The following is a 17,412-nucleotide window of genomic DNA, read 5'->3' on the forward strand; positions in this document are numbered from 1 at the left end:
GGATGGCCCGCGTGCGGCAGAAGGGCACGCAAGCGGAGCTCGACCTTCGCAGGGTTCTACATGCCAGGGGCCTGCGCTATCGTATCCAAGTGCCACTGTTGGCGAAGCCCAGACGCGTCGCCGATATCGTCTTCACCAGTGCGCGGATAGCCGTCTTCGTCGACGGATGCTTCTGGCACGGCTGTCCCGAGCACGCCTCGTGGCCGAAGAGTAATGCTGCTTTCTGGCGCAAAAAGATCGAAACCAATCGTTCCAGGGATGCCGATACCGATCAGCGGCTGAGAGCACTTGGTTGGAGGATCGTCCGGATCTGGGAACACGAGGACGTCAGCGATGCCGCGGGCCGGATCGCCGAGCTCGTCGATGCACGCAAGATGAACGGGACCGACCCATGTCGATGACCGCAGATGAAATCGTAGCCGAGGTCGCCCACAACACCGCCCCAGAGCCGGGCCAACTGGTCGACGCTCGTCGCCGCCAATGGATCGTCTCCGAGGTCGATGGCGGTTCGGTTGCACCAGGACTCTCCAAGCAGCATCTCGTCCGGCTTGCCTCCATCGACGAGGATGCGCTCGGCGAGGAGATCGAGGTTCTCTGGGAACTGGAGCCCGGCGCGCACGTGATCGAACGTGCCGGTCTGCCTCGAATGACCGGCATGGACGACCCCGAGACGCTGCAGGCCTTCCTCGATGCCGTTCTTTGGGGCGCCGCGACGAACGCCGACCGTGGTTATCTACAGGCGCCATTCCGCAGTGGCGTCAGTATCGAGGATTTCCAGCTCGATCCGCTCGTGCGCGCGATCGACATGGCGCGCACCAATCTCCTGATCGCCGACGACGTCGGTCTCGGGAAGACCATCGAGGCCGGGCTCGTCGTTCAAGAAATGCTCCTGCGTCACCGCGCCCGCACCGTACTCGTCCTTTGCCCGGCCTCTTTGCAGGAGAAGTGGCGCGTCGAGATGCAGGAGAAATTCGGGCTTGAGTTCCGGATCGTCGACACGGATTACGTCAAGCATCTGCGCCGGGAACGAGGCCTGCATGCCAATCCGTGGACGTCTTTTCCGAGGCTGATCACTTCGATGGACTGGGCCAAGCAAGGCGAAGGCCTGCGTCTCCTGCGCGATGCATTGCCTCCCCACGTGAGCCACCCCCGAAAATTCGACCTGCTGATTATCGACGAGGCCCACAACGTCGCTCCGACGGTCGGCCGCTATGCGGTGGAAAGCCTCAGGACACGGCTGGTCCGCCTAGTCGCACCACACTTCCAACACAAGTTGTTTCTGACCGCGACGCCACATGACGGCTACACGGAATCCTTCACCGCGCTGCTCGAACTCCTCGATGATCAGCGGTTCGCGAGAAACGTCCTCCCGAGCGACCCGCAGCTCGCCCGCGTCATGGTCCGCCGTTTGAAGAGCGATCTCGTCGATGCAAATGGCAAGCGCATCTACCCCGAAAGGCGACTGGAAGCGCTACCGATCATGTATTCGGATGAGGAGAGGGATGCTCGACGTCAACTCGAAGCATACATCAAGCTCCGCGAAAGCGGGGTAGATGGCGGGCGTGCCGTCGATCGCTTCGTGCACCAATTGCTGCGTAAGCGCCTCTCTTCGTCTCCCGCGGCATTCGCTGCGACGCTGGAACGGCATATTGCGACGATCGAGGGCCTTGGGTCGAGCGAGCGCAGTCAGAAGAAATTCGATGACCGTATCCTTCGCAGGGCGATAGCGAAGACCGAGGAGGACTACGCAGTCGACGCCCAGCGGGACGCCGCCGAGGCGGAAGCGATCGAGGAGGCCGGGAAACACTCCCGACCGCCAACCGACGACGAACGACGTATGCTCGACCGATTGCGCTCATGGGCACAGCAGGCGGCTCGTCGAACCGATGCCAAGGCTGACGCCCTGCTGGGTTGGCTGGCCGAACACCTGAAAGACGGCGCTCGGTGGACGAACGAACGGGTGATCCTATTCACCGAGTATCGAGCCACCCAGCAATGGATGCAGGAGATCCTAGCGGCCCACGGTTTCGGGGCTGAGCGACTGGCTCTGATCTATGGCGGCATGGATCCGAAGGAACGTGAAGCCGTGAAAGCCGCATTTCAGGCCGACCCCTCGGAATCCCCTGTGAGAATCCTATTGGCGACCGACGCTGCGTCGGAGGGCATCGATCTCCAGAACCATTGTCACCTGATGATCCATCTCGAAATTCCCTACAATCCGAACGTGATGGAGCAGCGGAACGGCCGTATCGACCGCCACGGTCAACGCGCCGGCGAGGTCGTCATCTGGCACCCGGTGGACGCCGAGGGTGGCCACGGAGACGACATTTTGCGAGCGCTCCGGAAGCTGGAGGCGATGCGCGCCGACATGGGGAGCGTGAATCCGGTCATCGCGCCTCAACTTCCGGACCTCTTGGAGGGCCGTCGCCGCGATCTCGACACGCGAGCGGCCGAAGCGCGGATGGAGAAATCGCGGCGCTTCGTGAAGGCCGACCGCGATCTGCGCGAGCGTGTCGCCAAACTGCACGATCGGCTGAACGAGACGCGACGCGAGCAGAGCCTCGTCCCAGATCACATCGAGCGGGCTGTGCGCACCGCGTTGCGCCTCGCAGACAAGCCCGACCTCGAACCTGCCACGCTATCGGGAGCGCCGGACGGGACCGTCTTTCGCATGCCACCCTTATCGGGGTCATGGTCTCGATGCCTGGAGGGGCTCGAACATCCCTATACCCAGAAGATCCGGCCCATCACCTTCGACCACGATGTCGCCAAGGGTCGCGACGACGTGGTGCTGGTCCACCTGAACCATCGCCTCGTGCAGATGAGCCTCCGGCTTCTGCGTGCCGAGATCTGGGCACGTGACGACGTGAAGAAGCTGCACCGTGTCACCGTTCGCTCGCTTCCGGATGGGCGGATCGAGGGACCGGCCGTGGTGGTGATGTCGCGGCTCGTCGTGACCGGCGGGAACCATCACCGTCTGCACGAGGAACTCACGGAGGCCGGGGGGTATCTGCGCGATGCCGGTTTCCGGCGGGAGGAACGGGTTACGGAGGTTCGCCGCTGGCTCGAGGAATCGCAACCCACAACCCTATCGGATGCGACGTTCGACGCCTTGCGGACCCGCTTCGATAAGCAGCGTGATGCCGTCCTGGCGGCGGTCGAGGCGCGATCGAAGGATCGCCTGCGCTTCCTCTTGAACACGATCGACACCCGGAAGCGCAAGGAAGCCGATGACATCCGCCAAGTTCTGGATGACCTCGAGCAAGCACTGAAGACCGAGATCGCCGAGGAACAGAAACCCGTGCAGCTTTCACTTTTCTCTGAGGATGAGCGCACTCAGCTCAAGCGAGACCGGGCGGCCCTCGAAGCGCGCCTGGCCCGGATCCCGAAGGAACGAGAACAGGAATTGCGCGCGATCGAGGAACGGCACTCCAACGCCATCGAGCATACCTTCCCTGTGGCCGTCGTGCTGCTGGTGCCGAAGTCACTCGCGACGGAGAAGCGCGGATGAGCAACGATCACGAGTGGCTGAGCCTCATCGAAGTCTCCGGGCCCTTCCTGGCGGTTCCCGTGTTGAGGGATGTCTTTCCCCAAGGTCTCGAAGCTCTGGCTTCCGGACGTCCCCAGCGGCTGCGTCGCACTTACGAGGAATGGCGCGACGCGGTCGACATGGACGACCTCGACTTGCCGGCCCTTCACGCGGCCTGGATCGACGAGGTTTTGCTGACCGCGCTGGAGATGGATGACACGGTGTTACGCAAGGGCGCGACGCTTTCCGATCGCCTGACGGTGTCGATGCCCGAACACGGTGTCACGGTCACGCCCGATCTGGCGGTCGTGAATCCGACGAATGGCGACGAACCGCTCCTGCTCATCCACGTCTACGAGCCCGACACCGATCTCGACGCGACCCGTCGCTTCGATGGCCTCGCGATCACACCGGCCGATCGGATGGTTGCTCTGCTCCGGCCGACGGCATGCCCCGCTGGCATCGTCACCAATGGCGAGCGCTGGATGCTCGTCCACGCGCCCGTCGGCACCGTGGCGGGCTTCGCGAGCTGGTATGCGCGCCTTTGGGGCCAGGAGCCGGAAACACTGCGCGCCTTCGTCAGCCTTCTCGGCGTCCGTCGTTTCTTCGGGCCCGACGAGGGCAAGCTGCCAGCGCTCTATGAGCGGTCTCTGAGGCACCAGGACGACGTGACCGAAGCGCTCGGAGAGCAGGTCCGGCGCGCTGTCGAAGTGCTCGTCCAGGCTCTCGACCGCGCCGACCAGGACCGCAATCGCGAGCTCCTGCGTGACGTCGATCCGCGCGAGCTCTACGAGGCTGGCCTGACGGTCATGATGCGGCTCGTCTTCCTGCTGGCGGCCGAAGAACGCGCACTGCTGCTGCTAGGCGATCCGCGCTATGACGGCTTCTACGCAATCTCCAGCCTACGGATGCAGCTGCGCGCGGATTCCGAAGAGATCCTCGAGCGTCGCCGGTCCGCCTGGTCGCGGTTGCTCGCCCTGTTTCGTTGCGTCTATGGCGGTATTGATCATCCGACGCTGCGCCTTCCGGCACTTGGTGGTTCGCTGTTCGACCCCGATCGCTATCCTTTCCTCGAAGGGCGCAAGAAGGGCACGAGCTGGCGCAGTGATTCGGCCGAACCGCTGCCCATCGACGACCGCACTGTTCTGCTGCTGCTGGAGGCGATCCAGACCTTCGAAGGCCGCACGCTGTCCTACCGCGCGCTTGACGTGGAGCAGATCGGGCACGTCTATGAAGGCCTCCTCGAACGCACGGTGAAGCGCGTCGACGACGTCACGCTGGAACTCGACAGTGGTGTGAAGGCGAAGAGCCCGCGTGTGACACTCGGCGAGATGGAGTCGGCGCGCCTGGACGGTGCTGCAAGGGTCGTTGAACTGTTGAAGGAACGCAGCGAACGCTCGGAGTCCGCCATCCGTAATGCCCTTGAGCGGACGGCCGACGATCGTATCGCCTCGCGGCTGCTCACCGTCTGCCGCGGCGACATCGGTCTGCGCGACCGTATCCTGCCCTTCACCTCCCTCCTGCGGACCGACCCTTGGGGCTATCCGCTCGTCCACCACAAGGGTGCCTTCGTGGTCGTGCTCGGCGCCGACCGGCGCGAGAGCGGCACGCACTACACGCCGAAGAGTCTGACGGAGAAGATCGTCGAGGAGACGCTGACGCCCGTCGCCTATCGCGGACCGGCCGAGGGCAAGGCGCCCGAGGATTGGGAACTGAAGAGCGCCGAGGAACTTCTGGATCTGAAGATCTGCGACCCCGCCATGGGATCCGGCGCCTTCCTCGTGCAGGCGTGCCGCTGGCTCTCGGACCGCCTGGTCGAGGCCTGGTCGGTGACCGAGGCAAGCGGCAAGGAGATCGACCGCGAGGGGCGCATCGTCCAGCACTCAATCGCCGAGGGATTCGACCCCCTGTCGCAGGAGGCGGAAGAGCGCGCGATCGTCGCTCGCCGTCTCATCGCAGAGCGATGCCTCTATGGCGTGGATAAGAATCCGCTGGCAGTGGAGCTGGCCAAGCTCTCACTCTGGCTGACCACTATGTCAAAAGGGCGGCCCTTCGGCTTCCTCGACCACAATCTCCGCAGCGGCGACAGCCTGCTCGGAATTCACGACATCCGGCAGCTCATCGAACTCAGCATGGCGCCGAAGGGCTCGAAACAGCTCAGGCTCTTCGGGCGCAGCATTCAGGCGGCGGTCGGGGAGGCCGTCGCGCTGCGCATGCGACTCAGGGCCATTCCAATTCGGGATATCGGGGATGTGGATACCATGGCAGCGTTGGACGGAGAATCCCGTCAGGCACTCCTGCTTCCGAAGCTGCTCGCCGACGCCTTCATCGGGGTCGTCCTAGCCGAAGCACGCGCATCGGAACGCAAGGATCGCCTTCACGCGCTTGAGGCTCTCGCCGATGCCGCAGCCAATGAAGATACCGCAGCCATCGACAAGCTGCGGCGTGTGGCGTTCAACGACCTCCGAGTAGACTCGCCTGAAGGACAGCCCCGTCGTCCTTTCCACTGGCCAATTGAATTCCCGGAGGTCTTCGACCGGGCTAGAAGAGGTTTTGACGCAATTGTTGGAAATCCACCTTTTTACGCAGGAGCTTGGATCACCTCGATCATGGGTTCGGCGTATCGGGAGCACATTGTTGCTTGTATCGCGTCAGGCACGGCAGGGCTTAGAGGCACAGCAGACCTCTGCTGCTACTTTATCTTGCGCAGTATTTCGATTGGAAACGTGGAAAGTTGCAGCGGCCTGATTCTAAGCTCCAGCGTTACGGAGGGCGATAGTCGAGAAGTTGGCTTGGCCCAGGCGTTGAAATCTGGCGCCACGATATATAGAGCGACAAGTAAAATGAACTGGCCTGGTTCGGCCAACGTAGAAATTGTTCTTGCTTGGCTGAAAAAAAGTGGTTTTGACGGTCGAAAGTACATCGACGAGCGCGAGGTGCCAGAGATATCGGCAGCCCTCAAGGGGGAGGTTGCGCTACCGGATCCTATGGAGTTGCGGGTCAACCGCGCGCTTATATGCAAAGGGCATGAGCTTCAAGGAGATGGCTTCAAGCTTAGTCCTCCGGAAGCTGAGTCTTTGGTCTCCCAAAATTCAAAGAACAGAGAAATAATTAAACCGCTCATCACAGGTGACTGGCTGAACAGTTCGAATTCCGCTCCGGACACCTACGTAATCAACTTTCTGAATATGTCGCTTTCAGAAGCGTCCCTATTCGAAGGCGCAATGCGCGTTGTCGAGGAAAGGGTAAAGCCGGAGCGGATGAAATATACTGGGTCCACAGCTAGAGATAAGTATCTTCGAGAAAAATGGTGGCTGTTCCGAGGTTATCGGGCTGAGTTCGCTGAGTTTTGCGGACAAAACGATAGATACCTCGCTCTATCTGTTGTATCCAAATATGTTTCTTTTAGATTTGTTGAATCTTATTATATCGCAACTGCGGCCACTACTTGCATATTGACATCCGATGATGCCATTTTCGCTCAATTGCAGTCCACACTACACGACGTATGGGCGCGCTACCACGGATCTTCTCTTGGAGGCACGCTGAGATATATTGCAGGTCGCTGCTTTAGGACGTTTCCGTTATTAGAACCATCCGTGCGGCTTCGCAAAATTGGCAATGAGTATAATAATTGGCGTGAAAATGCTTTAGCGCAGAACTCGCTCGGAATGACCGAGATATATAATGGGATGCACGATCTCGAAGATAGATCACCAATTGCAATACAGATGCGCGAGTTGCAGGTAACGCTCGATCGCGTATTGATTTCCGAGCAGGGTTGGGATGATGTCGAGCTTTGTCACGACTTCCATGAAGTGCCTTATCTCCCGAAAAATGACCGCATCCGATTTACCATCTCGGAGGAAGCGCGGGCGGAAGTGCTTTGGCGGCTCTCTGAGCTTAACCGTCTTCGGCACTTTGAAGAGGTCGGTGCTGGGTCGGCCCCGATGACTTCTCAGGCCTCGGTTTCTTCTTGGACTCGATCTCGAGGCGCACCTGGACAGAGCGAACTTGGCCTCGACACTGGCCCGCAAGTGGGACTGCCAGCCGCCGCGGGATCAAACCACGCCACCGAAAAGATCAAGACCTTCCTTCGAACCCGCCGCTCTTGGCTCAGCAAATCAGACATACTTGCCTACGTCGACATTCCCGACGGGCAGTGGAACGCGACCATCAGTGATCTGCTCGCGCGTGGCGTCGTCGAACGACAAGGTGAGCGACGTGGCACGCGCTACCGAATTGTAGAGAGTGACTGATCATGGCCGAATTGACCGCAACCACCGTGCCATCCGTCAGCGCCCGGATCGTAAAGAGAACGCTTAGCGCGCCCCGCTATTCCGTGCGCATCGGCGTCGGATCGACCGCTCACGGCACAATCGAGCCGCACAGATGGAGGCTCGGCTCACAGGTGGATCCGTCGAATATCGACACGAACGCTTGGGTGCTCGCCACAAGTATTCTTGAAGGGGATGATCGATGAGTCTCCAGACTCAGGATACCGCGATAGCGGTACCCACGAAACGATTTTTCGTTTCGATGCTCACGCGCGACATCACTCTCGCCGACGCGATCCTCGACCTCCTTGACAATTGCCTTGATGGTGCACTCCGGCTGGCGAATGGCAGTGACGTGGACTACTCGCAGCATTTCGTGAACATCAAACTCGCTGCGGACCACTTCTCGATCGAAGACAATTGCGGCGGCATCCCGCGCGAGGTCGCCATCAACTACGCGTTCAAGATGGGGCGCGAACCAGACGACGATCGCGATTCCGATACCGAGACGATCGGGATGTATGGCGTTGGAATGAAGCGCGCGATCTTCAAGATGGGTCGCGAGGCGCTGGTGCGGACTCGGAATGCCGACGACACGTTCGAGGTGCCGATCACCTCAGCTTGGCTGGAAGCCAAAGGTTGGGATCCACTGCCGATCAATGAGCCGACGGAGGCCGGTGAGAAGTTCGCCGAGCCCGGCACGGTTATCACCGTCCGCAATCTGTACGAGGGCGTCTCGAGGCATTTTGCTAACGAGGCGTTCGAGAACGAGGTCCGTACGGCCATCTCTGAGCACTTCACGATGTTCCTCCAGTGGGGCCTCAAGGTCGATCTCAACGGCAAACCCGTGAAGCCGGTACTCGTCGAAGTGCTCGTGTCAGAACGCGATGATGGACCGGCACCGTTCGTTTTTCAGAAGACCATCGACGACGTTCTAGTCTCGATCACGGTTGGATTGAACACCGGACGCGGACTGGGCGACGACGAGGAGGAAGACTCAGGCTTTGAGCGCGACCGCTCGTCGGCGACTGCGGGCTGGACGGTTCTCTGCAATGACCGCGCGGTAATCGTCGGTGACAAGAGCCGTCTAACCGGCTGGGGCGATGGCATTCCCCTGTACCACCCGCAGTTCGCCATCATCACCGGCATCATCGAGTTTCGATCCAAGCTTGCCGACAAGCTCCCGGTCACGACGACGAAGCGTGCGCTCGATACATCGTCGAACGTCTGGCTCGAGTCCTTGGTGAAGATGAAGGAGGGTATGCGGGTTTGGATCTCGTACACGAACCAGTGGAAGAACCATCCGCGCGCCGATCAGACGAACTTCTGGGAGGATGCACGCCCGCTTCCTTTGAGGGGAGCGATCGCAGCAGTCACCTCGCGTGACGCCACGAAGAAGACTGACGACTACGTCGAGTTCAACCCACAGAAGGCAAAGGTCCTGCCTGAGCCGCCAGGCAAAACGCCATCCTCCCGGAGGATTGTGTTCTCGCGGCCAGTCGAGGAAATACGGCTCGTCTCCAAAATGCTGTTCGACATTGATGACCAGAGGCCGGGAATCGTAGGCGAGAAGTGTTTCGAGCTGACGCTCACTAAGGCCAAAAAGCAGGATGGCTGAGAGATGAGCGCCGGATCTTCGCTTCCCTACCGGCTGAGGCCAAACAAGGCCGTCGACCGGGAACTGTTCCTATCGCTCTTGATGCGGCTGGCTCCTGCATTGTCGCTGGAGAAATACCAGTATGTCGGTCTCGGCGGCCCCTTTCTCGAAGACTTCAGATTGGTGCATGCCCGGCTCGGCCTCAAAGTGATGACCTGTGTCGAGGCCGAAGAGCAGGTCCACAAACGCCAACAGTTCAATTGCCCTATCGCTTCGATCGAATGCATCCACAGGACGCTCGAAGACTACCTTGATGGGCACGAATTCAAGGTGCCGGCGATCATTTGGTTCGACTACACGGAGCCGAAAGGCGTCACCACGCAGATCGAACGTTTCGCGCGGACGGTGGGCTCGGTTCCGCTCGGAAGCGTGCTTCGGGTGACGCTCAACGCAAACCCGTCCTCACTCGGCAAACCCGATCCCAGCGAGCTTTCGGTCGAGATCGACGGTGAGGAGTCCAGTGATCGTGCAGTGAAGCCGACGATCCAAGAATGGCGGCTCGCACGTTTCAAGGAGCGCCTCGGTGCGCTTTTCCCGAGCGGACTAACGGCCGAAGGGATGAGCTTCAAAACCTACGGACCCAGCCTTCTCCGTGCGCTGAAGCTCGTGGTCGAGAAAGAAATGCTTAGCTTCCGTGATCGCCGCGTCGTATGGGCGCTGGGCACGCATTACGCCGACGGGCAGGCCATGGTGACTGCGACGCTCGTGGTGTGTGCTGCCCCCGACACCTCCATCGAAGGGCTCGTGAAGGAGTGGGAATTCTATTCGACGCCGGACTTGCCGCATCGTCTTGACCTGCCCGCCCTTTCGACTCTGGAGCGGTTGACGATGGAGTCGCACGAGGACCCCCGCGAGAAAATGCCCTTCGACCTGCCCAAGTCCGATATGGGCGAGGACCCGTTCTCGGTCTTCAAGAAGTTCTATCGCATCTACCCGCACTTCTCTCGCGTCGAGCTGTAGAGTCCGAAGGGGACGCCGCATGACAACGACCACTGATCCAGATGCACAAGGATGGTTAGTAAAGGAGCCGACTTGGCTCGGCCCCTATGTCGCGCAACTTGACGGAGAGCGTTCGAAGTTTGCCGCCGCCATTGAAGGGCACTGGATCATCGTGGCTGGAGCGGATAGCACGCTGAAATGTGCCGGTCGGATTCTCCGGCTGCGTTCCGATCTCTCGACCACGAAAATCTATTTCGACCGCGTGCACAGGTTCCGTGCGCCAAACTCGGTATCTGAAGCCGGTCTGACGCTACCTTCCGGGCCTATCGGGCGACTTCGCTCGGAGGATTTCACGAACGTGTTCGCCTTGGACGGAATTTCTGCGGCTGACGTGCCGCTGATCGACGATGTCGTTTACGTCCGCGACCTCCTGGAGCTGGCAGTACGCGACGATCTGCTCGGCCCCGCCGGTGGACCCCACGAGCTGATCAAGGACATGAGCGTCCGCGACCGCTATCTCGTCGGCAAGCTGGCACCGAGGCGGCCGGATGATGACCAGGCGACCCGGGTCGAGCCGGCCTCGGCGGCTGAGGAGGCCGGCGACCTCGAGGATGAACGGACGGCGCCGCTCCACGAGCCCGGCGCTGAGTTCGCGAGTGCATCGGGTCGGGTGGAGCCCGAAGACGACGCGCTCGACGAGTTAGACACCACGAACAACCAGTCGCTGATTCCCTCCAGCATGGGCCTCACCTTCTGCGTGGCGCCCGATGTCGAGAAGCTGACCGTCAATTCACGGTGGGGACGTTACGAGCGTGTCCCCAACGATGAGCACGGCATCGTCAAGACACGGAAGAACCGCCAAACCGGTCACGAGGAGGAGGTGAAGGTCAGGGTCTGGCAACGCATCCCGTGCGGTGGCGTGGCCTCGCTTTCGCTCGTTGATGGGCCGATTAAGCCATCCATTCCTGATCGCGACCAACCGGACGTCCGCCTGCAGGGCACGGTTCGGACCAACAACAAGGGAGAGCGCCTCGTTACCCTGTTCCTCGTGAACGGGCAGCTGGAACCCGACGACAACAAGGATCGCGCTTGGCTGTTCCAGCCGGAGATCATCGTCGAAGCCCCGGAGGGCCAGAGCGACAAATCAGTCTTTCGGCGTCGCCCTTCGAACGAAGTGGTCGTCGACGATCCAGAACGCGACCGCCTCGCACTCATCTATCGCGACCGTCTGGAGTTCGCAGTCGGACACGGGGTGTCCGTTCACGCCGATACGACGCCCGAGTACCCTACGAAGGCCCACCGCGTCAGAACGGAGATCATTCCACGCTACGAAGTCGCGGTCACCGAAACGCCCGGCCTCGACCCTAGGGACCGCCCTGACATGCGGCGCATGGTCGACGAGGGCTGGCTCGACATGACGCGGCTCGCGGAGATGGAGCCGGACGCGCTGCGGGAAGCGCTCGCATGCCTCGTCGACGATTACGCTGTGTGGATCGGCGAGCAGAAGAAGCGATTGGGAACAGAGATCAGTGGCTTTGACGATCCGGGCAAGGACGTCATCGCGCGCTGTGAGGAGATACTGCGCCGCCTTCGCGAGGGAATGAACACCATCTTCGCCGATGCCGAGACGCTTGAGGCGTTCCGCTTCGCCAACCGGTCCATGGCGATGCAGCGTGTCCGGAGCATCTACGCTCTGAAGCGCCGACGGAACGAGACCGTCGACGTGATCGCGTTGGACGTGCCGAAGAACAGATCGTGGCGCCCGTTCCAGCTGGCATTCCTGCTGCTGTCGATCCCGTCGCTCGCCGATCCGGCTCATCCAGACCGGACGAAGCCGGTCGAGGCGTTCGCCGATCTGCTCTGGTTCCCCACGGGTGGCGGTAAGACCGAGGCCTATCTCGGCGTGGCGGCCTTCGCCATGGCCATGCGCCGCCTGAGGAATGATCTGGGCGGCCTCGACGCCTCCCGCGGCCTCGCCGTGATCATGCGCTACACGCTGCGACTGCTGACGCTGCAGCAGTTCCAGAGGGCAACGACGCTGCTCTGCGCAATGGAAGTGATCCGTCGTGCAGACGACACGACGTGGGGCAAGGAACCATTTACGCTCGGCCTCTGGGTCGGAAATCGTGTGACACCGGGGACGACCGAAGCGTCTCACCAGGCTGTCGAGGCCATTCGAAACAACGACCGCAACAAGTCGGGCATCGCTTCACCTGCACAGCTTACCAGCTGCCCTTGGTGCGGATCGGAGATCTCCGGTGGTCGCGACATCGAGGTCGACAGGATCGCCGGCAGGACGTTGATCCACTGCGGCGACAAGCTCGGTAGCTGCGATTTCTCGAAGGCGAAATCCAGCAACGAGCCTCATCCGGGGCTTCCCGTAAAGGTCGTCGACGAGGAAATCTATCATCGCCCGCCGACGATGATGATCGCGACAGTGGACAAGTTCGCGATGATGGCCTGGCGCCCAGAGGTTCGGAACCTGTTCGGCCGCGTCGATCAGGAGTGTGGACGCCATGGCCTGCTGTGGCCGAGCCACGACTGCGGCACCGGGCACCGAGCGAGGGGTTCTTATCCCGCCGCCACTGTGAGGCCGGTCCGCGCCATCAGGCCGCCGGACCTGATCATTCAAGACGAGTTCCACCTCATCAGCGGTCCGCTGGGTACGATGGTTGGCCTTTACGAGACGGCCGTCGACGAGTTGAGCAGCTGGGTTCTGGGCGACACGAAAGTCCGCCCAAAAGTCGTCGCCTCCACCGCGACCGTGCGGCGCGCCGATGATCAGGTGCGCAATGTGTTCATGCGCCGGATCTCGGTGTTCCCACCCACGGGATTGGACGTCGAGGACAACTTCTTCTCGGTCCAGAGACCGATCAGCGAGAAACCCGGGCGGCGCTACATGGGCGTCTGTGCGCCGGGCAGCTCGCGTCCTGCGGTTCTGATCAGGACCTACACTGCATTCCTCACCGCCGCGCAGGCGCTGTTCGATCGGTTCGGCCCGGTGGCTGACCCCTACATGACACTCGTCGGCTACTTCAACTCGCTGCGAGAACTCGGCGGCATGAAGCGATTGGCGGAAGACGACGTCCAGACGCGTTCGTTCCGCGTCAACATGAGCTTGGTGGACCGGCCGGGGCTCTCCCAGCGGCGTGTCGAGGAAATCAGCGAACTGACGTCGCGCGTCTCGAGCCAGGACATTCCGCGATACCTCGATCAGCTCGAGGTTCCGTTCGAGGGGGTCTTCGATGCGGCACAGGGCAAATGGGTGACCAACAGAAAACCCGGAGAGGCCCGACCGATCGACGCCGTTCTCGCGACGAACATGCTGTCGGTCGGTGTCGACGTGAATCGTCTCGGGGTGATGGTCGTCAACGGTCAGCCAAAGGGAACGGCCGAATACATCCAGGCGACGAGCCGTGTGGGCCGTACACCGCCGGGGCTCGTGGCGACCGTGCTGACGTGGGCGCGGCCTCGCGACCTGTCGCACTACGAGACGTTCGAGCACTACCACGCGACATTCTACCAGCATGTGGAGGCCCAATCCGTCACCCCGTTCTCACCGCGAGCGCTAGACCGAGGGCTCACCGGTGCGATGCTTTCGATCATGCGCCACACCTATGATCCTTTCGCGGCGAATGATGGGGCTGGCGCCATGAACAGTCCGAGCCGCAAGGAGATGCTGGAAACGATAGGCGTCGTCGCCGCGCGCACCTGGGAAGTCACCGAGGACTCCGGAAAGAAGGCTCTGAGCGAAGCCGAGATGAAGAGCCGAGCCGACGAATGGTCCAATGAAGCGGGCGTTGGCGGCCGTACGCTCGTCTACCAGAAGTATGGCGCAGGTCCCACCGCCTATCCGCTGCTCTCAGCGCCGGGCATCAAGCCTTGGACCGACTGGACCGTTCCGATGTCGATGCGCGAAGTCGAGCCCGGTGTGAGGCTCGTGATGGAGGACGATCGATCGACCAGTGATCCGACTTGGCGACCGCGGGTGAAGAAGCCCGAGGAGGATCAGCAATGAGCAGGACACCCGTAGGAGAAATCCGACCGAGCCAGCTGCTTTGGACCTACGGTCCAGGAGCTTTGATCGACCTCCCGAACATGTCGGTGGTCACGATGGGGATCGATCGCTGGGAGAAAGACAGGTGTCAGCCAATACAAGAGGCTCGGTTGCTGGCCAATGTTCGGAGCGTACTCGGTCCTCAGGTCGATTCATTGCGCATGCCGCCCATCGGCGAAAGGGACATCGTAGACCCATTTTCTGCCGCGGCGCTGATCGGCGTGCCCGTAAAGCCCTTCCCGAGATGGCTGCGCTGCGTCAAATGCGGCCTGCTGTCACCCTATGACGCTGGCTTATTCAAGCTGAAAGAGAACAGGTACCGCCCGGAATCGACGCGCTTCGTTCATGAAGGGTGTCGAGGATCGAACAACAATCAAAGAGCAAGGGATGCCGATGCCGTCCCAGCCCGCTTCCTCATGGCGTGTCGTGCTGGTCATCTTGATGACTTTGCCTGGCACTGGTTCGTTCATGGCGGGCCGAGCGCATGCCGAGCAACCCTGAGATTCTTCGAGAGCGGCGCATCGCTGCAAACCGAGAACCTTTGGGTCAAGTGTGACGGCTGCGGCGCATCGAAGAACATGGCGCAGGCCTTCGGTCAGGCGGGTCGGGACAATCTACCGGGGTGCCGCGGGCGACATCCGCACATTGACAAGTTCGAAGACGATTGCACTGAAGACCCTCGTGCAATCCTTCTCGGTGCGACGAATGGCTGGTTCCCCGTAACATTGTCGGTCCTGGCCATCCCGCAAACAGGAAGTCCTTTGGCGCAACTGATCGCGGACGGCTGGACTTTCTTCGAAGACGTGAGTTCAGCTGCCGATGTCGCGCTCGTCGTCAAGACCCTCAAGAAGACCGCTCAGCTCCCCGGCATCGAGCAGTCCACCGATCAGCAGATCTGGGCCGCAATCGAGACCCACCGCAAGGGGGGATCCGACGTCGAGCAAAGTGATCTTAAGGGCCCTGAATGGGACGTGCTGACGGCCGCTAACCCTCCCACAGACTATCCACACTTCATGAGCAAGAAAGTGGGTGTTCCTTCGGGCTTCGATCCGGTGATCACGCGTGTCCTCTTGCTGGAGCGCCTCCGAGAGGTGAATGCCCTCCTCGGATTCACGAGGGTCGAGTCCCCGGACGAGGGCACGGGAGCCGATGCGGCTCCACGGGCCCCACTCGGACGCGCCGCGCCGAACTGGGTACCGGCCACCCAGGTCCACGGTGAAGGCATTTTCATCCGCTTCAATTCCGATGCTTTGAAGGCCTGGGCGGACAAGGATCCCGTGAAAGCGCTCGATGCTCGGCTCCGACAGGGGCACCGCGGATGGCGTCACAAGCGAAACCTCGACCCGAACGAAGGTTATCCGGGTGTCCGCTACGTCATGCTCCACACCCTCGCACACATGCTGATCCGGGAGCTGGCCCTGGAGTGCGGGTACAATGCTGCGAGTATTCGTGAACGGATATATGCAGATGTCGATGATGGCAAAGATCAAGCCGGATTTCTCATCTACACGGCGGCCGCAGACTCTGATGGAACACTGGGGGGACTGGTAGAACTCGGGAAGCCCGACAATCTCGGCCGACTTCTGCGGCAAGCCCTGGACCGCGCCCACATCTGCGCTTCTGATCCCCTCTGTGCCGAACATGATCCAAGCAAGGATCAAGCGCTGCATGGCGCAGCGTGTCACGCCTGTTCGTTCGTGTCGGAAACCTCATGTGAGCGGGGCAACCGTCATCTGGATCGCTCCTTGGTCGTACCTACCCTCGAAAACCCCGATGCAGCATTCTTCGAGACCACCTGATGGAAGCGACGCTGATCGCAGCTACGGACCTCGTGGCCCTGTTGTCTCCGTCGAGGATCGAAGCACTTGCTGATCGTGTCCGCGGCTCGGCGCCGGCCGAGAGCGATGGAAGCCTGCATCAGCTTGTGACTACGCCGGCTGCTCGCGCAGCGCTCGATCGCTTGATCGTCGCGTGGAGGCAGACGGAAATATCAGGCGATGTATTGGCCGGTATCTTGGTCGGCGCGGCCTTCGCACGTCAAAAGGTACAGCGCGAGAGCAGTGTCGAACTCGTCTGGACAGGCCCAACGACATCCTTCGTCGCCACCCGTCGCACAGAGCAGGTGCTCTTGGATCTCATCCATCACGCGCAGAGCGACCTCTTTCTCGTCAGCTTCGTCGCGTATGATGTCGCCTCGGTCGTCGATGCATTGAACGCCGCAGGCGCTCGCGGCATTGAGATCCGTATTCTGCTGGAAACCTCCACGAGTCATGGTGGGAGCCTGTCGGTCGACCCCATCGCCACGATGCGGAGCTATGTGCCTTCAGCGGCCTTATACGTCTGGACCGACCGGCCGGCACCGTTCACCGAAGGACGGGTTCACGCGAAAGTGGCTGTAGCCGATGGCAGCGCAGCATTCCTAACCAGCGCAAACCTGACCGGTCATGCGCTCGAGAAAAACATGGAGGCTGGCGTGTCGATAATGGGTGGCCGGATTCCTGCTGACCTTCGCTCGCACCTACATGCGCTTATCGAAACGAAGGTCATCCGTCGGGTGTGAGGCCGATTTTGAACTATCGCCAAGCACGGGCCCAAACCTGCAGACAATGGCTCCGAAACTGAACCGTCGCCGTACCGGGGACTCGAATAACCGCAGCGATCACAACACCGCACTTAGATCTCATATCAGTTCCCCTCGCGCTCCGAGAGGGATGCGAAAGGTACGGATTTTTGGCGTCGAATAATCGAGTCAAATCAGTGGCTTAAGAATCCGTACTAAATCGGCGAAGTCATGAGGTTTGGAGAAAAGTGCCAGCAGAGAGAGAAAACAGAGGCCAAACCCGACCGAGGAGGTCATGAGCTTTCGTCGACAAAGCCCGCAATTCCGTGCCTTTTCAGGGGTCGTCGGAAGCCGGAGAGACAGTTCGCTTGAGCATATCTGGCGGAGGGAGAG

At 61.0% G+C, this 17,412-nt stretch carries 8 protein-coding genes; all 8 read left to right on the forward strand.

From position 1 onward, the window contains the following. Positions 1 to 2 precede the first annotated feature (2 nt). The 8 genes from BLT60_RS22905 (at position 3) to drmC (ending at position 17,019) form a co-directional block, all read left to right on the forward strand. Positions 3 to 401, forward strand: coding sequence for a very short patch repair endonuclease (locus BLT60_RS22905; RefSeq protein ID WP_244521406.1), 399 nt, complete (start codon positions 3 to 5; stop codon positions 399 to 401). After that, positions 392 to 3,511 (forward strand): DISARM system SNF2-like helicase DrmD, encoded by a 3,120-nt coding sequence (gene drmD, locus BLT60_RS22910; RefSeq protein WP_244521407.1) that lies wholly within the window; start codon positions 392 to 394, stop codon positions 3,509 to 3,511. The genes BLT60_RS22905 and drmD overlap by 10 nt, the downstream gene beginning before the upstream one ends. After that, positions 3,508 to 7,788 (forward strand): Eco57I restriction-modification methylase domain-containing protein, encoded by a 4,281-nt coding sequence (locus BLT60_RS22915; RefSeq protein WP_090880913.1) that lies wholly within the window; start codon positions 3,508 to 3,510, stop codon positions 7,786 to 7,788. Before drmD ends, BLT60_RS22915 begins: the two co-directional genes overlap by 4 nt. Positions 7,789 to 8,008: 220 nt before the next feature. Then, entirely contained in the window at positions 8,009 to 9,424 is a 1,416-nt protein-coding gene (locus BLT60_RS22920) for an ATP-binding protein (protein WP_090880916.1), read from the forward strand. A 3-nt stretch (positions 9,425 to 9,427) separates the two neighbouring features. After that, positions 9,428 to 10,423, forward strand: coding sequence for an O-methyltransferase (locus BLT60_RS22925; protein ID WP_090880919.1), 996 nt, complete (start codon positions 9,428 to 9,430; stop codon positions 10,421 to 10,423). 19 nt (positions 10,424 to 10,442) lie between these two features. Then, positions 10,443 to 14,420 (forward strand): DISARM system helicase DrmA, encoded by a 3,978-nt coding sequence (gene drmA, locus BLT60_RS22930; RefSeq protein WP_139167933.1) that lies wholly within the window; start codon positions 10,443 to 10,445, stop codon positions 14,418 to 14,420. After that, positions 14,417 to 16,258, forward strand: a complete 1,842-nt coding sequence (gene drmB, locus BLT60_RS22935) for a DUF1998 domain-containing protein (protein ID WP_090880925.1) — start codon at positions 14,417 to 14,419, stop codon at positions 16,256 to 16,258. Before drmA ends, drmB begins: the two co-directional genes overlap by 4 nt. Beyond that, positions 16,258 to 17,019, forward strand: a complete 762-nt coding sequence (drmC, locus tag BLT60_RS22940) for a DISARM system phospholipase D-like protein DrmC (RefSeq protein ID WP_090880928.1) — start codon at positions 16,258 to 16,260, stop codon at positions 17,017 to 17,019. Before drmB ends, drmC begins: the two co-directional genes overlap by 1 nt. Positions 17,020 to 17,412: the final 393 nt, after the last annotated feature.

Source organism: Bauldia litoralis, from assembly GCF_900104485.1.
In the GTDB taxonomy this organism is placed as follows: Bacteria; Pseudomonadota; Alphaproteobacteria; order Rhizobiales; family Kaistiaceae; genus Bauldia; species Bauldia litoralis.